The following is a 21168-nucleotide window of genomic DNA, read 5'->3' on the forward strand; positions in this document are numbered from 1 at the left end:
GAACTGGGCGCAATTTGCCCTCTCGTACAACCGGAGTGGTCATGAGGCCGGCGCGTATTATCCTGTTGTTGGTGGCTCTTGTGGCCGGTGGGCTTGCTGCAATCCTCGTGATGCGAGGCGGCAGTTCACCCGCGACGGACACGCAGGTCGTCACCGAGGTCGTTCAGGAAGCCAAGACCGAGGTTCTTGTCGCCAAAACGCCGATCGGCATGGGCGAGCGGCTGACTGCCGAAACGCTGGAATGGCAGGAATGGCCGGAATCGGCGCTGCGGCCGGAATATGTGACCATTGCCGCCATGCCCGACGCACCGGTCGATCTCACTGGAGCTGTCGCGCGCTTTGAATTCTTCCCCGGCGAACCGATCCGCGAGGCCAAGCTCGTGCGGTCCGATCAGGGCTATCTCTCCGCCGTCCTCAGCGAAGGCAAGCGCGGCGTCTCGGTTGGCGTGACCGCCACCTCCAGCGCCGGCGGCTTTGTCGTCCCCAATGACCATGTCGACGTGGTGCTGACGACGTCCACCGAGACCGGCCAGCGCTCGGAAGTCATTCTTTCCGACGTTCGCGTCCTCGCCATAGGCAAGCGCCTGGGCGAAATGGGCGCAACCGGCGGCAATGTGGAAGGCGACGGTACGAGCCCCGTGCCGCAGACATTCGACGATTCTACCATCGCAACGCTTGAGCTGACGCCGCCCCAGGCCGAAACGCTGATCAATGCCTCGACACTGGGCCAGCTGGCGCTGACCCTGCGCTCGGTCGCCGACTTCAACCGTGTCGAACCCACGCCGGGGATTGCCGCAAGCAACCAGCCGGTGCGCATCATCCGCTACGGCCGCGAGCAAAGCGTCGTCACCGGCAGCGCAGCCAATAGCAACGTCGTCGCGCCGGCGACCACCGCAGAGCCTTATGTGGTCGACACCGGCCTGCCGCCCATTCAACCCCAGACCCAGCCGGCGCCCTCTGCGCCCACCGTTCAGCCGCAGTAAGGCGTAAGATGCAGATGGAACTCGCAAAACCTCACACGCGCCATAGCCGCCCGCGCCTGGCACTCGCCCTAGCTCTGGGAGCGTTCCTGGCAACGGCAGCCCCCGCCGCAGTCCATGCCGGTGGCAATGCTTATCCGATTGCTCCCGCTTATCCCGTGGCCGAGGCACAGATCGCGATTTCTGCTGGTGCCTATGGCGCCGTGCGAAGCATCGAGATCGAGCTTAACAAGTCTCTGATCGTCGACTTGCCGGCAGGGGTCGCTGAAGTCGTCGTCTCGCAGCCATCGATCGCCGCAGGCGTGATGCGCTCGCGAACCCGCGCCATTGTGCAGGGCATCGCCGAAGGCGCCACCAATATCATCTTCATCGACGATGCCGGTCGCACCATCAGCATCCTCGATGTCAACATCGTCCAGCCGCCGCTCGAAGTCGGGCGGGCGCTGGAAGCGACCCTGGCGCGTGTCATTCCCGGCTCCAATATTCGGGTCGAGACGCTGTCCAACAATTCGATCAACGACAAGATCTACTTCGTTCTCACCGGCACGGTAAACAGCGCCGAGGACAAGGCAGTCGCCGAAGCCATGGCGTCCCAGCTCTCCGAAAGCGACGGCCCGACCGGCAGCCCCATCATCGAGGTCACCGGACCGCAACAGGTCATGCTGCAGGTCACCGTTTCCGAAATTCGCCGCGACGTCGCCAAGCAACTCGGCATCAATCTTTCCGGCACGGTCACGCTGGGCAATTCAACCTTTGGCTTCAACAGCACCCAGACCAGCGTATCCAACGGTATCGGTGGCTCCTTCCCGCTGGGCGACAGCGTCCAGATCAATGCTGGTATCCGTGCGCTTGAAAACCGCGGTGCCCTGCGCCTCCTGGCACAACCAACACTGACAGCCATGTCCGGCCAGCCTGCCGAGTTCCTCGTCGGCGGCGAAATCCCGATCCAAACATCGAGCATCAACGGCACTTCGATCCAGTACAAGCAATACGGTATTCAGCTCGCTTTCACCCCAACCGTTCGCCGCAACGGTCAGGTGGCGCTCACCATCGACACCGGAGTGTCCGAGCTGCAGGCCGGCACGGCGGCAGCGCTGACGACGCGCGACGTCAAGACTTCGGTCGAACTGCCGGCAGGCTCGACCCTGGCGATCGGTGGCCTGCTGAGCGAAAGCGCCAGCCGCTCCGTCGACCAGATTCCTGGCATCGGCGACATCCCGATCCTGGGCGCACTGTTCCGCTCCAATGCCTATCGCCGCCAGGAAACCGAGCTCGTGATTCTCGTGACGCCTTACCTCGTCCAGCCCACGACCCCGGCAAATGCCATCCCTGTGCCTACTGACAAGTCCTACATCGCCGATGATGCCGAGGCGTTTTTCCTCGGCGCCATTGAGAAGCGTTACGGGGTCGGTGCTACCGGCGAGATCCGGGGCGGGTTCTCCGGCTCGGTCGGCTTTGCGCTCGATTGATCGCTGCGAAGGAGTAGTTTGATGAGTTTCCTTACCCCCGAACAGCCGACCAAGATCGAAGAGCCTGCCGCCGAGATCGCAACCGGCGCCCGCCTCGTGCCGCGCATCACCATCCAGGCTTTCTGCGAAAATTCGCAGACCGCCCAGCTGGTGGAAAGCGCAGCCTTTGACCGCCGCATGTCCAAGGTTGCCTTAACGACGCATAATGGTGGCGTCGAAGGCGCGGTCGAGACCTATAAGTCCAACCCGACGCCCAACCTCATCATCGTCGAAACCGGCCTGCCGCCGGACCAGATCCCGGACGCCCTCAGCCGTCTTGCCGAAGTCTGCGATGCCTCCACCCGCGTCATCGTCCTCGGACACGTCAACGATGTACTGCTGTATCGCGAGCTGATCCGCTCGGGTATTTCCGAATATATCGTCCTGCCCGCCACCTCGCAGGATATCGTCAGCGCCATTACCGAGCTTTACGCCTCCGATGGGGCCGACCCTATCGGCCGCACGGTCGGCTTCATCTCCGCCAAGGGCGGGGCAGGGGGTTCGACGATTGCGCACAATGTCGCTTGGGCAATTGCCACGACGCTGCGCCAGGATTGTCTGATCGTCGACCTCGATCTGGCCTTCGGCACCGCCGGTCTCAACTTCAACCAGGACCCGCCGCACGGCCTCGCCGATGCGCTTCTCGCCAACCAGAAGGTCGACCAGACCATGCTGGACCGGTTGATGAGCAAGGCTGCCAACCACATTAACTTGCTGACCGCACCCGCCACGCTGGAGCGGACTTGGGACTTCGAGGAACGCGACTTCGAGCAGGTGCTCGAAATCTGCCAGAAGTCGGTGCCGGTGATCATCCTCGACATTCCCCATGTCTGGAGCGCCTGGACCCGTCAGACGCTGTCGTCGATCGATGAAGTGGTGATCGTCGCCGAGCCCGATCTTGCCAGTCTCCGCAACGCCAAGAACATTGCCGATGCGGTCAAGGCCATGCGCCCGACCGAAGCGGCGCCCAAGCTCATCATCAACAAGCAAGGCATCCCGCGCCGCCCGGAAATCGGGGCAGGGGAGTTCGCCACCTCGGTCGAATGCAGCCTTATCGGCCAGATCGGTTTCGATGCGGCGTTGTTCGGTACCGCCGCAAACAACGGCCAGATGATCGCCGAGGTCTCGGCGAACAACAAGGTCAACGACATCTTCAACGCCATCGGCATGCAGGTGACCGGACGGTCTCCTGGCCATGGCGCTGGCAAATCCGCCAGCCTGCTCAAGCTCCCCTCCCTGTTCCGGAAGCGGGCTTGAGCGCGGCCTAGGCGCGAAGGACGAAGCATATGTTTGGCAAGCGCACCACTTTTGGCGGCAACACACCCGGGGTCGGCGAGATACCGCGTCCGATCCCCAGTCCCGCCGCGCCTCCTCCATCGGCAGCACCAGCGCAGCGCCGCGCTACCGACAATGACGCCATGGGCGCGCGCATGCGCACCACTGACGAAGTGCTCGACGTTCGCGCGCCCGCCGACGCGCAGCGCGCCCAGGCCTATTTCCAGACCAAGTCGGCGATCTTCAACGCGCTGATCGACTCCATCGATCTGTCGCAGCTTGCCACCATGGACACGCAATCGGCGCGTGAGGAAATCCGCGACATCGTCTCGGAAATCATCGCGCTCAAGTCCATCGTCATGTCGATTTCCGAGCAGGAAGACCTGCTCGAGGACATCTGCAACGACGTGCTGGGCTATGGCCCGCTCGAGCCGCTGCTGGCGCGGGACGACATCGCCGACATCATGGTGAACGGCTCCCAAAAGTGCTACATCGAAGTCGGTGGCAAGGTGCGCCTCACCAATGTGCGCTTCCGCGACGACGCACATCTGATGAATGTCTGCCAGCGCATCGTGAGCCAGGTCGGCCGCCGCGTCGATGAAGGCTCGCCCATCTGCGACGCGCGCCTCCCGGACGGCTCCCGCGTCAACGTCATCGCGCCTCCGCTAGCCATCGATGGCGCCGCGCTCACCATCCGTAAGTTCAAGAAGGACAAGCTGACCCTCCAGCAGCTGGTCAAATACGGTTCGATCTCGCCCGAAGGCGCCGAAGTGTTGCGCATTCTGGGCCGCGTGCGCGCCAATGTGCTGATCTCCGGCGGTACCGGTTCGGGCAAGACGACGCTGCTCAATTGCCTCACCGCCTTCATCGAAAAGGACGAGCGGGTCATCACCTGCGAAGACTCTGCCGAACTTCAGCTCCAGCAGCCGCATGTCGTGCGCCTCGAAACCCGCCCGCCTAATCTCGAAGGCGAAGGCGAGATCACCATGCGCGATCTCATCAAGAACTGCCTTCGTATGCGTCCCGAACGCATCATCGTCGGCGAAGTCCGCGGCCCGGAGAGCTTCGATCTTCTCCAGGCCATGAACACGGGCCACGACGGCTCCATGGGCACGCTCCACGCCAATAGCCCGCGCGAAGCCCTCTCCCGTCTTGAATCCATGATTACCATGGGCGGCTATTCGCTGCCGAGCCGCACCATCCGCGAAATGGTCGTGTCCTCGATCGACGTCATCGTCCAGGCCGCCCGCCTGCGCGATGGTTCGCGCCGCATCACCCACATCACCGAAGTGCTGGGCATGGAAGGCGATGTGATCGTCACGCAGGACGTCTTCGTTTATGACATCCTGGGCGAAGATTCGAACGGCATGCTGATTGGCAAGCACCGCTCCACCGGCATCACCAAGCCGCAATTTACCGAGCGCGCCCGCTATTTCAACGAAGAGGCGAACCTCGTCGAGGCGCTTGAAAAGGCCAATACCGACGAGCACGCCATTCTGGGTACCAGCGCATGAACTTGATGCTGCTCGTTCTGGCGATAATCACGGTCGGCGCGGCAACCTTTGCGCTCGTGCCTGCCGCCTTGCCCAACAAGCGAGCCGAGCAGCGCAAGAAGGCCTTCCAGGGCGATATCCGCGCCAATCGCCGTGAAGCCGACGTGACCCGCACGCGCGACAGCCGCCGCAAGTCCGTGCAGCAGGTGCTGAAAGCCCAGACTGCGGAGCTCAACGAGAAGAAGCGCGTCACCTTGCCGGACCTGATTTTTCAGGCCGGCCTGACCATCAAGCCCGCAACCTTTATCCGCAACAGCGTGATCTTCGGCGCCGTGCTGTTCGTCGTTCTGGTTGTGGTGCAGGTGCCGTTCTATTTCGCCGCCATTTTCGGCGTGGCCGGCGGGTACTTGCTGCCGCGCATGTGGGTCAAGCGCAAGCGCGCCAAGTATCAGAGCCGGTTTCTGGACGAATTGCCCAACGCCATCGAAGCCATCGTGCGCGGCGTCAAGACCGGCCTGCCGCTCAACGACTCCATGCGCGTCGTCGCCAAGGACACCAAGGAGCCGGTAAAATCCGAATTCGGCCGCGTCCTTGATCAGCAAAGCTTCGGCATGTCCATGACGGAGGCCGTGCAGGTTCTGCTCGAACGCGTGCCGCTGCCTGAGGTCAACTTCTTCGTGGTCGTGATTTCGGTGCAGCAGCAGTCCGGCGGTAACCTGAGCGAAGCCCTGGGCAACCTTGCCCGCGTGCTGCGCAACCGCAAGAAAATGAAGCAGAAGGTCAAGGCCATGTCTTCCGAAGCCAAGGCTTCGGCGGGCATTATCGGTTCGCTTCCAATCGTCGTGGCAACGCTGGTCTCGATCGTATCCCCGGCCTATCTCTTGCCGCTCATCACGACGCCCATTGGCAATATCTGTCTTGCCATCGGCATCCTCATGCTGGCCAGCGGCATTTTTGTGATGAGCCGCATGGTCAAGTTCGAGATCTGACCCATGATCGAGACGATCACCTCCCGCGAATTCCTGATCGCCGTGCTCGCCGCCATCTCGGCGGCCGCGGTGGTCTTCACCTTTGGCTCGTCGCTGATCGGCAAGCGCGAACTCAAGACCCGCATCAAGCGCGTCGCCGTCGAACGCGACAAGATGCGGGCCGAGGAAATGGCCCGCCTGCGCGGTGGAGCGGTGCAGGATGCGCGCTCTATTCGCCGCGGCACCGAAGCCAAGTCCTACATGAAAAACGCGGTTGATCGCTTCGATCTCAAAAAAGCGTTCCAGGACGAAAATACCGTCGATAAACTCGCTATGGCCGGATTGCGCGGCCAAGCGGAGCTGACCAAATTCCTGTTCCAGCGCTTCGCCACCCCGATCGTGGTCTTCACGCTGGCGGCGGTCTATCTTCTCGTTCTTGCGCCCGGCGATCGCCCCGCCTATCTCAACCTTGTCTATGCCATTGGCGCCGGCTTGGTCGGCGTCTATCTGCCCACGATTATGTTGCGCAACAAGACGCAGAAGCGCCAGGCCTCGATCCGCCGCGCCTGGCCCGACGTGCTCGACCTGCTGCTGCTTTGCGTTGAATCCGGCATGTCCATGGAACACGCCTTCAAGCGCGTCGCTAAGGAAATCGGCAACCAGAGCGCTGAACTCGCCGAAGAGCTGACGCTGACCATGGCTGAACTCAGCTTCCTCGAAGATCGCACCCGCGCCTACGAAAACCTCGGCCGCCGTACCGGCCTTGACGGTGTCCGCGCCGTGATGACCGCCCTGATCCAGGCCGATCGCTACGGCACTTCCGTCGGTCAGGCCCTGCGTGTGATGGCCGAGGAAGGCCGCGAGTCGCGCATGATGGAAGCCGAAAAAGAAAGCCGCGGCCCTTCCGCCCAAGCTCACCGTGCCGCTGATCCTGTTCTTCCTGCCGGTGCTGTTCATCGTCATCCTGTCGCCGGCGATGATCAAGGTCTTTGCAGGATCCGTCGCCAACACTGTCGGCAGCGGCGGCTGAGCCAAAACAAAAGGCCCGAATCAGATCCGGGCCTTTTGATTCTTCGAGCTTGCGTTCAACCCTGTTCGATCAGGTCCCAGCGGTTCTTCTGGGTCAGCAGCGCCCGAACATAGGCCATGTTGCTTTCAACCTGCTCCGGCGGCAACTCGGCCGCATAGATCTGGCGGCACTCGTCGAACCGGCCCTGCAGACCCACGACGAGAGCCAGGTTCTGCCGCGTCTGCGTATTGGCGCCTTGCATGCCGACCGCCCGGCGCAAATGCTGCTCGGCGCGCGGCAACTCGTTGGTCATGGCGTAGGAAAGCCCCAGATTTGTCTCGATCGACGCCTCGCCAGGCGCAATCGTCGCTGCCTGTGCATAGAGCCGGCGAGCCTCGTCATTGCGCCCCATCTGGTCGAGCGTCGCGCCCTTAACCAAAAGTGCATTCCAGTCCGGCGCATCGGGGCGGATCACATTGTCCAGAACCGTCAGCGACTGATCGAAACGTCCTGCCGCCGTCAGCGCCTTGCCATAGGCGACACTAACCGCAATGTCCTTGGGATAAGCCATCATCGCCGTCTCGAGTGCTGCCGCGGCCTGCGTCGGCTGCCCGGCAGCGCGCAGCGCCGCCGAATACTGGATGGCGACCACGCGGTCCTTGGGATTGCGGCGATAGCGCTCGGTGAGCTGGCCAAGATTGGACTGCGCCTGCGCTGCCGGCATGCCCGCATAATCGGTGCTGCCGAGCTGCCCGCGATTGGAGGCACAGGCGGAAAGGGCGATAGCGGCCACACCGGCCAAAAGCAGGGTCCGCGCAATCCGGTACGGGTGGGACATGGCGAGCCTCCAGGCGAAAAGCGCCACTCTAAAGTCTTGCCCAAGCAATAGATCATTAACCCTAACGCAGGGTTAAGGTGAGTTTTCGGGCCGTTGCGGCGCAAGGCGGGGAGGGCTAAAACGGGCTCGATATTGAGTTCGCCATGACCAAGCCAGAAGCCACCCCCATCCACTTCATTGCAGAAGGGGCGCTCGACGGCGCAGGTCTATCGGGGCCACAACTGGCTTGGGCGAAAGCAAACTCTTTCTCCGGTCAGCGGGGTCGCCTGCTTGCCTTGCCCGACAGCGACAGCGGTATTGCTGGCTGGCTCTTCGGTCTGGGCAACACCACTAGCCGCTCGCCATTCCTCGCGGGCCAAGCCTCCGCCAATCTTCCAGAAGGCACCTACGCGCTTGCTGGCGAGATCGAAGATCCGACCCTTGCCGCCATCGCCTTCCGCCTCGGCGCCTACCGCTTCGATCGCTACCGTCAGGCCAAGCCCAGCCCGGTACTCGTCCTTCCCGAAGGCGCCGACGAGGATGAAGTCGACCGCCAGGTCGAAGCCGCGACCCTTGCCCGCGACCTCATCAGCACGCCGGCCAATGACCTCGGCCCCGACGCCCTCGAAAAGGCCGCGCGCGACTTTGCCCGCCGCAATGGCATGACGGTTCATGTCACCGTGGGCGACGATCTTCTGAGCGCCAACTTCCCGATGATCCACGCCGTCGGCCGCGCCAGCGCCCAGGCGCCGCGCCTGATCGATCTCACCTGGGGCGATCCGAGCCATCCCAAGGTAACCCTGGTCGGCAAGGGCGTGACCTTCGATACCGGCGGTCTCGATATCAAGCCGGCGGCCGGCATGCTGATGATGAAAAAGGACATGGGCGGCGCGGCGAATATCCTCGGCCTCGCCCACACCATCGTTTCCGCCAACCTGCCGGTTCGCCTCCGCGTGCTGCTGCCGGTGGTCGAAAACGCCATTGCCGGCTCGGCCTTCCGCCCCGGCGACATTCTCCGCTCGCGCGCCGGTCTCACGGTCGAGATCGGCAATACCGATGCCGAGGGCCGGCTGATCCTTGCCGATGCGCTGACCCTCGCCGACGAAGAATCGCCCGATCTCGTGGTCGACATGGCAACGCTCACCGGCGCTGCCCGGGTTGCCCTCGGGCCCGATCTCCCCGCCATCTATTCAAGCGACGATACGGTGGCGTCCCAAGTCGTTGCTGCCGGCGCCACCGTGGAAGACCCGCTCTGGCACATGCCGCTCTGGTCCAACTACGATAGCCAGCTCAATTCCAAGATCGCCGACCTCAACAATGTCGGCACCGGCGGCTATGCCGGCTCGGTCATTGCCGCATTGTTCTTGCGCCGCTTCGTCAAGAACGCCAAGGCCTGGCTCCATATGGACATCTTCGCCTGGGTCAACGAAGCCCGGCCGGGTCGCCCGGTCGGCGCCACCGACCAGGGCATTCGCGCCGTCTACACCATGCTGCGCGAACGCTACGGCAAGTAGCTACTGCTCGGCCGGCGCGCCCGGGATCAATTCGTTCGGCACGACCTCGTCGACGGCGTTCATCTGCTCGACCGCCGTCTCGGTCGCCGGCCCGTGGCTCTTGGGGAACATAAGCGGCGCCATGGCAAAGCCGACAATGGCGAGCACGATCATGCCGATCGTCGCCCACTTCTTGTTCTTCTCGATGAACTGGCCCGCCACCGGCCCGAAGAAATAGAACAGCCCGCAGGGCAGGAAATAGCGGATACTGCGGCCGATCAGGCCATAAATGACGAAGGTCCAGATATCGAGCCCAGCCACGCCGGAGGTGATGGTGATGACCTTGTAGGGGATGGGCGACAGCGCCCCGATCAGGATCATCAGCGGGCCGTTGTCGTTAAAACTCTGGCGCAGCGCGTCGAAGCCATTGCCGGCGCCGTAGAAGTCGATGATGCCGCGGCCGATGCTGTCGAACAAAAAATAGCCGATGGCATAGCCGGCAAGTCCCCCGCCACCGACGACACCGTGCAGATCGCCGCCAGCCGCCAGGCTCGCATGCGGTCGGCAATGATCATCGGCGCCAGCATGATCTCGGGGAAGATCGGCAGGATCATCGCTTCCAGAAAACACAGCGCCGCCAGGATCGGTTCTGCCCAACGATTCTTGGTTGCAAGCTTGAGCCGGTCATAGAGCTTGAGCTTGGTCGGCACTGCAGTTTCGGTCATCTAACCTCGCAAAGTTATGGCTTAACCCTGAAATCTTCTCCGGCCGGGCGCTAGTGAACTCTTCGTCAGTAGCCCAGCTTGCGGTCGACCACGTTGATCAGCGGCTGACCCGCCTCGTGATCCTGGATCATCCGGGTAAAATATTTGACGCCGCTCGGAATGCTCGAAATCGCGGCAGTATGCGGGGTAATGTAGCAGTTGGGGATCTCCCAGAGCGGACTGCTCTGAGGCAGCGGCTCGACCTCGAACACGTCAAGGCTTGCCGCCCCAAGCGTCCCGTCCGCCAGCGCCGCCACGATATCGGCCTCGCGCTGGTGACCGCCGCGCGCCGCATTGATGATCGCCGGTCCGCCTTCCAGCCGATCGCGACGCAGCTTGGAAAATGTATCTCTGTTGAGAATACCGGTCGTCTCCGGCGTCAGCGGCAAGAGATTGACCAGGATGTCGGTGCCCTGGAGAAATGTATCGAACTGCTCGGATCCTGCAAAACCCTCGACCCCCTCGATCGCCTTGGGCGTGCGGCTCCAGCTCCGCACTGTAAAGCCAAGCGGCAGCAGGCGCTTGACCGCGTCCTGCCCCAGCACGCCCATGCCCATGATGCCGACAGTGGTTTCGCTCGCCGCTGGCGGATAGAACTGGCTCCAGCGCCTGGCCTTCTGGTCCGCCTGGAAACGGCTGAACTGGCGATGATGCATGGTGACATGGGCCACCACATAATCGCTCATGCGCTGGCTGAGATCGGCGTCAACGAAACGCACGATCGGCGCATCCGGCAGGTTCGGATGCTTCATCAGCGCATCGACGCCTGCGCCCAGCGACAACACGGCCGCTAGATTGTTCAAACCATCGAAGGCATCCGCCTTGGGCTTCCACACAAAGATATAGCGCACATCCGCCGGATCGAACGCATCGCCACGCCGCACGACGGGGTAGGGGCCCAGCGCTTCGGCAAAGGCCTTGGCCCAGCCTGCCTCGTCGACATCGGATAGGTGCAGCAATAGCATGGATTGTCCCTCAAAGAAAAAGCCGCGCCCAAAAGGCGCGGCTTGCATATGGCTTGAACCAAAACCAGCGCTTACTGAGCGTTGGTGGTGTTCTGCTGCGCACCGGGCGAATTGGTCGTGGTCGGGCCAGTCGTATTGGTGTTGCGCGGCGGAGTGGCTGGCTGCGCACCGGTTTCGTTGGTGGCCGGGGTCGCACTGCCTTCGCCGGTCGAAAGCGGAGCTTCAGGCGTGGTCGACTGCACTGGAGTGCCGACAACCGGGGTGTCGCTCTGCGTTTCGGTATTTGAGTCGACGGCAGCCGGCGGAGCGGTCGGGACGGTTTCTTCGCTGCCGCCTTCGGCCGGCGTCGTCAGATCGTCCGAGATCAGGTCGTCGGGGCTCGCTTCGCCAGGCGTTGCGGCAGGTGCTTCGCCCTCTGCCGGCTCGGCGCCATCGGCAGCCGGGGCTGCTTCGGCTTCCGGGAACGGCACGGGATTGGCCGAAAGGGTCTGGAGGTAAGCCAGGATATCGGCGCGTTCCTCAGGCGAACGCACACCGGCAAAGCTCATCTTGGTGCCCGGGGCATAGGCCTTGGGGTTGGTCAGGAAGGCATTAAGGTTTTCATAGGTCCAGATCTGGCCCTCCGCCTTCTGCTGCAGCAGGATATCGGAATAAGCAAAGCCTTCGGCATGCGCCTTGGTATTGTTCACGATATTATAAAGGTTCGGACCCTGCTTGTTGGGCTCGCCCTCGCCAAAGTTGTGGCAGGACTGGCACTTGCGCACGGCGGTCGCACCGCGATCGGCGCTGGCGCTGGCCAGGAGCAAACCGATCGGCTGCTCGACTTCAGCCTCGGCAACGGCTTCGCCTGCAGCAGGCTCCGGCTCGGGCAGGGCATAGCCTGGCCCGCGGTTTTCGATCGGGTGATAGATGGCTTCGGCCACAAAGCCAGCCCCCATCACAAACAACAGGGTGCCGAGCACCGCGCCCAAAATCTTGTTTAGCTCGAACGAATCCATTGCAAACTCTCTGCCCGTCCAACCCCGTGGACCTCTAGCCTAGCCAGCCCAACTTCCGATCTCCTAACGGAAATCGGCCTCAACTGGCCTGCTCGACGCGCGCGGAAGATAGTATCAAGGCCCCCATGGCGCAACAGGGCAAACCTTGGTGCGTCAATTCTCCCCATCGCGGTCTGTTCCCTCCTGCCCGCTCACATTGACTTGGAACCATGGCCGCGCCAAAACCCGGCCCAGCTTCCCAAGGATCCTCGGCCATGACCCAGACCATCGCTTTCCAGGGCGAACCCGGCGCCTTCAGCCATGCTGCAGCGCTCAACGTTTTTCCCGACGGGACATTCCTCCCCAATGTCACCTTCGAGGAAGCCATGGCCGCGGTGCAATTGGGCGCCGCCGACCGCGCCGTGCTGCCGGTGGAAAACTCGCTCTACGGCCGCATCACCGACATTCATCACCTCCTGCCCGAAAGCGGCCTTTTCATCGTCGGCGAAACCTATCTTCGCATCGAAATGAACCTTTTGGGCGTGCCCGGCAGCCGCATCGAGGATCTCAAAGCCGTCCAGTCGCAGCCGCCCGCACTGGGCCAATGCCGCAAGTTCATCGCCAGCCATAACTTGCGCACCATCAACGGCTCCGACACCGCCGGTTCCGCCCGCGAAGTCGCCGCCCGCGCCGACCCTAGCGTTGGCGCCATCGGTTCGCGCCTTGCCGGCGAAATCTACGGCCTCGATCTCTTGCAGGCCAATATCGAGGACGAAGGCCACAACACCACCCGTTTCCTCGTCATGTCGCGCGATCGCGACGAAGCCCCGCAAGGCACGGGCAAGCTCAAGACCACCTTCGTCTTCCGCGTCCGCAACGTGCCGGCCGCTCTTTATAAAGCCATGGGCGGCTTTGCCACCAATGGCGTCAACATGACCAAGCTCGAAAGCTACATGGTCGGCGGCGCCTTTACCGCGACCCAGTTCTATGCCGATATCGAGGGCCACCCCGACGATGTCGGCGTGCAGCACGCTTTCGATGAACTCAAGTTCTTCACCGACCATTTCCGCATTCTGGGCGTTTACCCGGCATCTCCGAAGGAAGGCTGAGCCATAAACGATTTCAACAAGCAGGTTATTGAAGATTTCAACGCCAATGGCGGCAAGCCCGGCGGCTATTTTGCGAACGCGCCCGTCCTTCTGCTTCATGCTCTGGGCGCCAAGTCCGGGCAGGAGCGCACGCAGCCGCTGATGTATCTGCGCGACGGCGACGGCCCCTGGTACATCTTCGCGTCTTTTGCAGGCGGACCCAAGAACCCCGACTGGTTCCACAATCTTCTCGCCAACCCCGACGCTGCAATTTCCGTTGGCGACGGCACGACCATCGAACGCGTTCCCGTCAAGGCGCGCGTGCTCGAAGAAGGGGAACGCGCCACCACCTACGCCGAAATGGCCCGCCGCTTCCCCCAATTTGCCGAATACGAACAAAAGACCACACGCGACACCATCCCGGTGGTTGAGCTGACCCGGCAGTAAAGTCCGATCTGTCTTTCCTTCCCGCCCGGGGAAGGGAAGACAAGTCGTTGACACGCCATCCGCCCCGGCTATGGTCCGCGCGACAGTTTCAAGGAGCCCCCATGTCGCACGCCCAACTCGCCCAGGTCATTGACACCGCGTTTGAAAACCGCGCCGAAGTCAATTTCGGGACCAAAGGCGAAGTGCGCGATGCAGTTGACAGCGCCCTTGCCCTGCTTGATCGTGGCGAGCTGCGCGTTGCCGAAAAGATCGACGGCAACTGGCAGGTGCACCAGTGGCTCAAGAAAGCCGTGCTCCTTAACTTCCGCCTCAACGACAATCGTGATCGAAGGCGCGCCGGGCGGCTCCAACTATTGGGACAAGGTCGAGACCAAGTTCGAGGGCTGGAGCGAGAGCTCCTTCCGCGAAGCCGGTTTCCGCGCCGTTCCCGGCGCCATCGTCCGCCGTCCCGCCTTTATCGGCCGCAACGTCGTCCTCATGCCCAGCTTCGTCAATGTCGGCGCCTATGTCGATGAAGGCACCATGGTCGACACCTGGGTCACCGTTGGCTCCTGTGCCCAGATCGGCAAAAACGTCCATATTTCGGGCGGCGTCGGTATCGGCGGCGTGCTCGAACCGCTGCAGGCCGGTCCCGTCATCATCGAAGACAATTGCTTTATCGGCGCCCGCTCGGAAGTCGTTGAAGGCGTGGTCGTCGGCGAAGGCTCGGTGATCTCGATGGGCGTCTTCATCGGCGCCTCCACCAAGATCGTCGATCGCCACACCGGCGAAATTCACATCGGCAAGGTGCCGCCCTATTCGGTGGTCGTCTCCGGCTCGCTCCCCGGCAAGCCGCTCCCCAATGGCCAGCCCGGACCCAATCTTTACTGTGCTGTCATCGTCAAAACCGTCGACGCCCAGACCCGCAGCAAGACCGGCATCAACGACCTCCTGCGGGACTGATATGGGGCAGGGACCTTCCGCATGCACGATCCAACTCCTCCCCTTGATGGGGAGGCCTGGTGGGGGTGGCGCCACGGGAGCGGAGCAAACCATGACCGACCCCCTCGACCTTCTCTCCCGCCTCGTGGCCTGCCCCTCGGTCACCCCCGAAGAGGCCGGCGCCCTCGACCTGCTGGAAGCCGAACTCCAGGCGCTGGGCTTTTCCACCACCCGCCTCAACTTCGAAAGCGACGGTTCCTACCCAGTAGGAAACCTCTTTGCGACGCGCGGCACTGGCGGCAGGCGCCTTCTCTTTGCCGGTCACACCGATGTCGTCCCGCCCGGCGATCGCGCCCATTGGACCTCCGACCCCTTCGTCCCGCGCCTAGCCGACGGCAAACTCTATGGCCGCGGCACCGCCGACATGAAATCGGGCATCGCTGCCTTCGTCGCCGCTTGTGCCGCCATCCCCCTGATGCGGGCGTCATCCAACTCGCCATCACCAATGACGAGGAAGCCGACGCAATCAACGGCACCGAAAAGCTGGTGCGCTGGATGAAGGAGAACGGCCAAGACTTCGATTTCGCCATCGTCGGCGAACCGAGCTCCGCCGAAACCCTGGGCGATAGCATCAAGATCGGCCGGCGCGGTTCCTTCTCCGGACAGGTAACCGTCACCGGCACGCAAGGCCACGTCGCCTATCCCCACAAGGCCAACAATCCGCTGCCGGTGCTCGCCGCCGTCGCCACCGCACTATCGAGCAAAGCCCTCGATATCGGCACCGAGCATTTCCCGGCCTCCAATCTCGAGCTCACCACCATCGATGTCGGCAACCCCACCGGCAATGTCATCCCGATGTCGGGCACGCTGCGCTTCAACATTCGCTACAACGACCTTTGGACGCCTGACACGCTCGCAGATTGGGTCCGCAGCCAAATCGACGCCATCGATCACAACGGAACGACGATCGCTTTCGACATCCTCGGCACGCCCTCGCGGTCTTTCCTGTCGCCCCTCAGCGACGATGTCGAAACCCTATCCTCCGTCATCGCCGAGCAAACCGGCAAACGCCCCGACTATTCCACTGCTGGCGGCACCTCCGATGCGCGCTTCATCGCCCAATATGGGCCCGTGGTCGAATGCGGTCTTGTCGGGCCCTCCATGCACAAGGCCGACGAACACATCGCCGTCGCCGATCTTCATGGCCTGACCGCAATCTACGCAAGCTTCATGCGCCGCTTCTTCGGTGCCGCTTGACACTGTGGCTGACGCTTCGTGACGCGCTGACCGGCTGGCTGAAACTGCTGCGCAACGAGCCCGGCTGGGAAGCGTTCTTTCGCCTCTCCCGCGCCGGCCTCGTGACCGCGCTCGCGCTGTTCTACCTTTTTGCCTTCCTTGCCGTCATGCTGGCTTCGCTTCAGGTCGGCGTCCCGACGCTTCCCGGCTTCATCAATATTATGCTGGTGCAGTCGCTCTGGCTCGCGGCGCTCTTGATCGGCATCTTCGTCACCCGCAACTTTCTGCGCGCCAGGACGCCGATACTGCCGCTCCTGATCCCCGCGATTTTCGCGCTGATCGCCTATCTTGTGCTCGGCACGCTGGTGTCGCTGATCCTCGGCGCGCTTTTGCCGCTGCTCTGGCTTGGCTTTGCCGTCCTGCTCTTTCGATTGGGACGTGCTGCGGGCCAGTGGACGCGCGGCGTATCGGTCGCCTTTGCCGTCTTGACCACCGTGCTGCTTGTCGGCCTGCCGATGACCCTCTACATGCTTAGCGCAGCAGCCATTCCCGCCGCCTGAGACGAGTCGTAAAAGCCTTGGCCTATCAAAACCAGACCTTTATCGAAGAAGCCGTCAACGCGGCGCGCGGCTGCTGGGCGCTGATCATCGGCCGCGCCGACGCTGCCCGCGCTATTTCGATTTCACCCAGCGCGGCCTAATCGGCAGCTTCATCGCTTTGGTGCTGGGCACCGGCATCAGCGTCTTCGGCCCCATGCTGCTCGGCGTGCCCGCTCAATCGGGTGCGGCCACCGGCGCCGTCATGCTCGCGGCGCTCCTCTTCGCGCTCCAGATCGCCGCCGCCTATATCGTCCTTCGGCAGATGGGACGGCTCGACGGCCTCGTGCCCTTCATGGTCGCCGACAATTGGGTCAACTTCATCGTTTCCCTCTTCGGCACAGTCATCCTCGTCCTGGTGGGCGGCAGCGAGGTAATGCTCTTTACCGTCGGCCTCATCAGCATCATCGTCGAAGTCAACATTGCCCGCCGCATCCTGACCCTCTCGCCGATGCAGGTGGCCACCTTTATTGTCGTGCAGATCGTCGCGCAGCTGATCGGCGTCCTGATCCTGGGCGGCGTCATGTTGCAGTCAATGCCCGCGGTGCCTGCAGCCTAGTAGTCGACCCCGGTCAGATAGAGCCCGCTCGACGGCGCCATCGCCCCGCAGCGCCTGCGATCGGCAGCATCGAGCGCAGCACGAAAGTCAGCCGGGCTCCACTTGCCCTCGCCGACAAGCTTGAGCGACCCCACCATCGAGCGCACCTGATGGTGGAGGAAGCTTCGGGCGCTGGCGGTGATCGCAATCACCTCGCTATCCCCGCTGACCGCGAACGCGTCTAACGTCCGCATCGGTGATTTCGCCTGGCATTCTGACGAGCGGAAGGTGGTGAAATCGTGCAGCCCGAGGATCAGCTGCGCCGCCTCGTCCATGCGCTCGGCTTCGAGTGGCATCGGCACATGCCAGACCTGGTTGCGCTCGATAGCCGGCGGCGCCCGCCGGTTGAGGATGCGGTATTCGTAGTGCCGCGCCTTTGCCGAAAACCGTGCCTCGAACGCCTCGCTGACCGCTTCGCACTCGACGATCGCCACCGGCTGCGGCCGCAAATGATAGTTCAGCGCTTCGCGCACCCGAAACGGGTCCCAATCCTTCGACAGGTCGAAATGCGCCACCTGGCCCAGGGCATGCACGCCGGCATCGGTCCGTCCCGCCGCCTGCGTTGTCACCGCTTCACCAGAAAAGCGCTCGATCGCCTCCTCCAGCGCCTGCTGCACGCTCATCCGCTCCGACTGCCGCTGCCAGCCGGAAAACGGGGTTCCGTCATATTCGATGGTGAGCTTGAACCGCATTACAGATCCATCGGCTCCAGCGCCTCCCTCCCCTTGAGGGGGAGGGAACGAGGGTGGGGTGGGGCTGCTTGCGCGATGTTCGGCGTTTGCGGCTCCACCCCACACAGCTGCGCTAAGGCCCTTGGCCTAAGCTTCGCTACCCTCCCCCTCAAGGGGAGGGAGGAAGAAAGAGCCGCTAAGAAGTCTGTCACGAAACGCGCTCCGGCAGCGTCCCGGCCCCGCGCAAAAAGGTCGCCGCATCCATCGCGCCCTTGCCCTCGCGCTGCACCTGCGTCAGCCGCACGGCGCCGGTCCCGCAGGCAATCGTGAGGTCATCCAGCACCGTCCCCGGTGCGCCGGACCCGCTCGCCAAAGTCGACCGCAGCGCCTTGATCCGCATGGGCTTGCCGCCCAACCCCAGCTCGAACCACGCCCCTGGAAACGGCGACAGTCCGCGGATCTGGTTGTGCACTGCTTCAGCACTTTGCGTAAAATCGATGCGCGCTTCGGCCTTGTCGATCTTAGCTGCATAGGTCGTGCCCGCTTCCGGCTGCGGCGTGAACTGCAAACTGCCGCGTTCCAGCGCCGCCAGAGCCCGGCCCATGAGGTCGGCACCGACGCGCATCATCTGGTCGTGCAACTCGCCGGCGGTCATGTCCGGTCCGATCGGAATGATCTCGGTCGGCCCCATGGCGCCGGTGTCGAGCCCCTCGTCCATCTGCATCACGACGATGCCGGTCTGCTTGTCTCCCGCCATCACCGCCCGCTGGATCGGCGCCGCACCGCGCCAGCGCGGCAAGAGCGAGCCATGAAGGTTGAGGCAGCCAAATTCAGGCGCATCGAGCACCGGCTTGGGCAGGATCAGCCCATAAGCCACCACCACCGCGACCTCCGCACCGAGCGAGGAAAAATGCAGCTGCTCGGCCTCGCCCTTGAGCGAGCGCGGCGTAAACACCGGGATACCGAACGCCTCGGCCGTTTCATGCACCGGGCTCTTGCGCTCCGCCTGCCCACGGCCGGCCGGCTTCGGCGCCCGCGTATAAACCGCCAACACTTCGTGGCCCGAAGACACGATCTCGGTTAGCGTCGGCACGGAAAAGTCGGGCGTACCCATGAAAACGACGCGCATCTACCCGACCTCGTGCTCGACAAGCTCACCATGAGGTCTTTGCTTGCGCAGCGACCTTCCTGGACCTCATCCTGAGCCTGTCGAAGGAAGAGGTCGTAGCCACCAGAGGCCTAGCCTGCAGCGCGCTTGGCCTGCTTGTCGAACTTCTTGATCACCCGGTCGCGCTTCAGCCGGCTGAGATAGTCGATGTAGAGCACGCCATCGAGGTGATCGAGTTCGTGCTGGATGCAGACGGCGAGCTTTCCCTCGGCTTCCTTGGTCACTTCCTGGCCATCGAGATCGGTATATTTGACGGTAACGTCGTTGGGCCGCTCGACTTCGTAATAAAGCTCGGGGATCGACAGGCAGCCTTCCTCGGTCACCTGCATCTGGTCGCCAAAGCTCGTGATCTCCGGATTGATCATCACCAGCGGGGCGGGGGCTCACCCTCTCCGGCGAGGTCCATGACCACGATGCGCTTGAGGACCCCGACCTGCGGCGCTGCAAGGCCGATGCCGGGCGCATCATACATCGTGTCCAGCATGTCCTTGGCCAGCGTCTTGATCTCGTCGTCGACCTCGCCGATCGGATCGGCAACGGCGCGCAGGCGGGCATCGGGAATGACGAGGATCGGGCGGATAGCCATGACAAAACACCGGCAAAAAGAGGATTGACCCCGATATGGCCATTTCCAGCCGTGGGTCAACTCCAGGGCGGAAAGCCCAAGAACATTTTGCGAACAAAAGAATCACTCTAGTCTTAGGGCATGACCGAACTCGACCGCACGCTCTTCACTCTCGGCTCCGTACCCATTTCCGCGGGCATGGCACTGCTCGGTTTTGTGGCGCTCCTGCTGCTCGCCGCGGTGATCTTCGTCATCGCCAGCAGCCGCGCCAATGCCGAGCGGCTCGAAAAGTCCGCCCGGGAAGCCGCCGATGGCCTACGCGCCAATTTCACCGAGCAAGTGGCCAGCCGCGACACTCGCATCCGCGATCTGGAACTGACGCTTAGCCGCGAACGCGAACGCGCTGCCGACCAACTGGCGAGCGAACGCGACCGCAGCGCCGATTTGGGGGCCGAGCTTGCCGCCATGCGCACGCGCCTCGACGAACAGCAGCGCCAGAACGAAGCCAATTTGAAGCGCTTCACCGATGCGCGCCAGCAGATGACCGACGAGTTCAAGTCCATCGCCGGCGACGTGCTGCGATCCCACAGCGAGACCTTCACCAAGCAGAACCGCGAACAGGTCGATACGCTCCTAAAGCCGCTGCAGGAAAAGATCGGCGAATTCCACACCGGCCTCATCAAAGATCGCGCCACCATGGGCGAGCAGATCCGCGCGCTGCTCGAAAGCAATGTGCAGATCACCACCGAGGCCAACAACCTCACCCGCGCGCTCAAGGGCTCGTCGCAGACGCAGGGCGCCTGGGGCGAAATGATCCTCGCCACCATCCTCGAACAATCGGGCCTGCGCGAAGGCGAGCAGTATTTCATCCAGCAATCGCATACCGGCGAGGACGGATCGCGCCTGCGCACCGATGTCGAAATCATCATGCCCAACAATGATCGGCTGGTGATCGACTCCAAGGTGTCGCTCACGGCCTTCGAGGCCTTCGTCAATGCCGAGGAGGTGCTGCGCGACGGGCATCTAAAGGCCCACATCGCTTCGGTGCGCGGCCATATCACCACACTCGGTGCCAAGAACTATGCCGGTGCCGCCAAATCTAGCCTCGACTACGTAATGATGTTCGTGCCCATTGAGTCAGCGTTAGCTACCGCCATCCAGCACGACAGCAAGCTGGTCGAATTCGGCATGAGCAAGGGCGTGATGCTGACGACGCCGACGACGCTGATGACCGTGCTGCGCACGGTGCGCAATGTCTGGGACATCGAAAAGCGCCACCGCAACGCCGACGAAATCGCCGAGCGTGCGGGCGCGCTCTATGAAAAGGTCGTCGGCTTTTTGTCGACCATGGACCGCGTCGGCGAAAATATCGACAAGGCCCAGCAAAGCTTCGTCAAGGCCAAGGACCAGCTCTCGAGCGGCCGCGGCAATGTCGTCCGCCAGGTCGAAATGCTGCGCGAACTTGGGGCCAAATCCTCCAAGCCCCTGCCCGCCGGCTGGGACGGCGGCCACGACGACCCCCAACCCACCCTGCGCCTCGTCAGCGACCCAGGCGACTTAGCCTGAACTCTCGGCTCCATTCCCCTCCCTCCCCTTGAGGGGAGGGTAGCGAAGCTTGGCCGGCAGGCC

20 protein-coding genes and 3 pseudogenes are annotated in these 21168 nt (G+C 63.0%); 16 read left to right on the forward strand and 7 right to left on the reverse strand.

Annotation, left to right across the window (positions count from 1 at the left end; all coding sequences use genetic code 11):
* The first annotated feature begins 41 nt into the window (after positions 1 to 41).
* The 6 genes and pseudogenes from cpaB (at position 42) to G5575_RS05835 (ending at position 7254) form a co-directional block, all read left to right on the forward strand.
* Positions 42 to 983 (forward strand): Flp pilus assembly protein CpaB, encoded by a 942-nt coding sequence (cpaB, locus tag G5575_RS05810; protein ID WP_164533458.1) that lies wholly within the window; start codon positions 42 to 44, stop codon positions 981 to 983.
* Between the two features lie 8 nt (positions 984 to 991).
* Positions 992 to 2449 (forward strand): type II and III secretion system protein family protein, encoded by a 1458-nt coding sequence (locus tag G5575_RS05815; RefSeq protein ID WP_207633000.1) that lies wholly within the window; start codon positions 992 to 994, stop codon positions 2447 to 2449.
* 21 nt (positions 2450 to 2470) lie between these two features.
* Positions 2471 to 3745, forward strand: a complete 1275-nt coding sequence (locus G5575_RS05820) for an AAA family ATPase (protein WP_164533460.1) — start codon at positions 2471 to 2473, stop codon at positions 3743 to 3745.
* A gap of 29 nt (positions 3746 to 3774) precedes the next feature.
* Entirely contained in the window at positions 3775 to 5277 is a 1503-nt protein-coding gene (locus G5575_RS05825; RefSeq protein ID WP_164533461.1) for a CpaF family protein, read from the forward strand.
* Entirely contained in the window at positions 5274 to 6245 is a 972-nt protein-coding gene (locus G5575_RS05830; RefSeq protein ID WP_164533462.1) for a type II secretion system F family protein, read from the forward strand. Before G5575_RS05825 ends, G5575_RS05830 begins: the two co-directional genes overlap by 4 nt.
* Positions 6246 to 6248: 3 nt before the next feature.
* A pseudogene (locus G5575_RS05835) lies at positions 6249 to 7254 on the forward strand (type II secretion system F family protein).
* A 55-nt stretch (positions 7255 to 7309) separates the two neighbouring features.
* On the opposite strand, the gene G5575_RS05840 reads toward G5575_RS05835, so the two are convergent.
* Positions 7310 to 8071 carry a tetratricopeptide repeat protein gene (locus G5575_RS05840; RefSeq protein ID WP_164533463.1) on the reverse strand — a complete coding sequence of 254 codons (762 nt, stop codon included), beginning with the start codon at positions 8069 to 8071 and terminating at the stop codon, positions 7310 to 7312.
* Positions 8072 to 8214: 143 nt separating this feature from the next.
* On the opposite strand from G5575_RS05840, the gene G5575_RS05845 reads away from it, so the two are divergent.
* Positions 8215 to 9564, forward strand: a complete 1350-nt coding sequence (locus tag G5575_RS05845) for a leucyl aminopeptidase family protein (RefSeq protein ID WP_164533464.1) — start codon at positions 8215 to 8217, stop codon at positions 9562 to 9564.
* Here the strand turns inward: G5575_RS05845 and G5575_RS05850 are convergent, their stop codons facing one another.
* The 3 genes from G5575_RS05850 to G5575_RS05860 form a co-directional block, all read right to left on the reverse strand.
* Positions 9565 to 10173 (reverse strand): YqaA family protein, encoded by a 609-nt coding sequence (locus G5575_RS05850; protein WP_164533465.1) that lies wholly within the window; start codon positions 10171 to 10173, stop codon positions 9565 to 9567. It abuts the gene before it with no gap.
* 160 nt (positions 10174 to 10333) lie between these two features.
* Positions 10334 to 11272: a 2-hydroxyacid dehydrogenase gene (locus G5575_RS05855; protein WP_164533466.1), complete on the reverse strand. Its 939-nt coding sequence runs from the start codon at positions 11270 to 11272 to the stop codon at positions 10334 to 10336.
* 71 nt (positions 11273 to 11343) lie between these two features.
* Positions 11344 to 12270 (reverse strand): c-type cytochrome, encoded by a 927-nt coding sequence (locus tag G5575_RS05860; RefSeq protein WP_164533467.1) that lies wholly within the window; start codon positions 12268 to 12270, stop codon positions 11344 to 11346.
* A gap of 254 nt (positions 12271 to 12524) precedes the next feature.
* Between G5575_RS05860 and G5575_RS05865 the strand changes: the two genes are divergently transcribed.
* The 8 genes and pseudogenes from G5575_RS05865 (at position 12525) to G5575_RS05890 (ending at position 17096) form a co-directional block, all read left to right on the forward strand.
* Positions 12525 to 13358, forward strand: coding sequence for a prephenate dehydratase (locus G5575_RS05865; RefSeq protein WP_164533468.1), 834 nt, complete (start codon positions 12525 to 12527; stop codon positions 13356 to 13358).
* A 27-nt stretch (positions 13359 to 13385) separates the two neighbouring features.
* Entirely contained in the window at positions 13386 to 13784 is a 399-nt protein-coding gene (locus G5575_RS05870; RefSeq protein WP_328765910.1) for a nitroreductase/quinone reductase family protein, read from the forward strand.
* Between the two features lie 101 nt (positions 13785 to 13885).
* Positions 13886 to 14726 (forward strand): annotated as a pseudogene (gene dapD, locus G5575_RS05875) (2,3,4,5-tetrahydropyridine-2,6-dicarboxylate N-succinyltransferase).
* Positions 14727 to 14817: 91 nt separating this feature from the next.
* Positions 14818 to 15264, forward strand: coding sequence for a M20/M25/M40 family metallo-hydrolase (locus tag G5575_RS21555; protein ID WP_328765864.1), 447 nt, complete (start codon positions 14818 to 14820; stop codon positions 15262 to 15264).
* The gene (dapE, locus tag G5575_RS05880; protein WP_328765865.1) at positions 15162 to 15962 is read left to right on the forward strand and encodes a succinyl-diaminopimelate desuccinylase; all 801 of its coding nucleotides are present in this window, start codon (positions 15162 to 15164) and stop codon (positions 15960 to 15962) included. Before G5575_RS21555 ends, dapE begins: the two co-directional genes overlap by 103 nt.
* Positions 15959 to 16501 (forward strand): hypothetical protein, encoded by a 543-nt coding sequence (locus G5575_RS05885; RefSeq protein WP_164533469.1) that lies wholly within the window; start codon positions 15959 to 15961, stop codon positions 16499 to 16501. Before dapE ends, G5575_RS05885 begins: the two co-directional genes overlap by 4 nt.
* A 17-nt stretch (positions 16502 to 16518) precedes the next feature.
* Positions 16519 to 16641: a hypothetical protein gene (locus G5575_RS20995; RefSeq protein ID WP_268904374.1), complete on the forward strand. Its 123-nt coding sequence runs from the start codon at positions 16519 to 16521 to the stop codon at positions 16639 to 16641.
* A gap of 20 nt (positions 16642 to 16661) precedes the next feature.
* Entirely contained in the window at positions 16662 to 17096 is a 435-nt protein-coding gene (locus G5575_RS05890; protein ID WP_164533470.1) for a hypothetical protein, read from the forward strand.
* Here G5575_RS05890 and truA read toward each other — a convergent pair.
* The 3 genes and pseudogenes from truA to def form a co-directional block, all read right to left on the reverse strand.
* The gene (gene truA / locus G5575_RS05895; protein ID WP_164533471.1) at positions 17093 to 17827 is read right to left on the reverse strand and encodes a tRNA pseudouridine(38-40) synthase TruA; all 735 of its coding nucleotides are present in this window, start codon (positions 17825 to 17827) and stop codon (positions 17093 to 17095) included. The genes G5575_RS05890 and truA overlap by 4 nt on opposite strands.
* 187 nt (positions 17828 to 18014) lie before the next feature.
* On the reverse strand, positions 18015 to 18935 hold the full coding sequence (gene fmt, locus G5575_RS05900) for a methionyl-tRNA formyltransferase (protein ID WP_164533472.1): 921 nt from the start codon (positions 18933 to 18935) through the stop codon (positions 18015 to 18017).
* A gap of 110 nt (positions 18936 to 19045) precedes the next feature.
* Positions 19046 to 19560, reverse strand: a pseudogene (def, locus tag G5575_RS05905) (peptide deformylase).
* Positions 19561 to 19680: 120 nt separating this feature from the next.
* Between def and rmuC the strand changes: the two are divergent.
* Complete coding sequence (gene rmuC, locus G5575_RS05910) at positions 19681 to 21105, forward strand: DNA recombination protein RmuC (RefSeq protein WP_164533473.1); 1425 nt, start codon at positions 19681 to 19683, stop codon at positions 21103 to 21105.
* Positions 21106 to 21168 lie beyond the last annotated feature (63 nt).

It is taken from the genome of Devosia aurantiaca (genome assembly GCF_011058215.1).
GTDB lineage: Bacteria > Pseudomonadota > Alphaproteobacteria > Rhizobiales > Devosiaceae > Devosia > Devosia aurantiaca.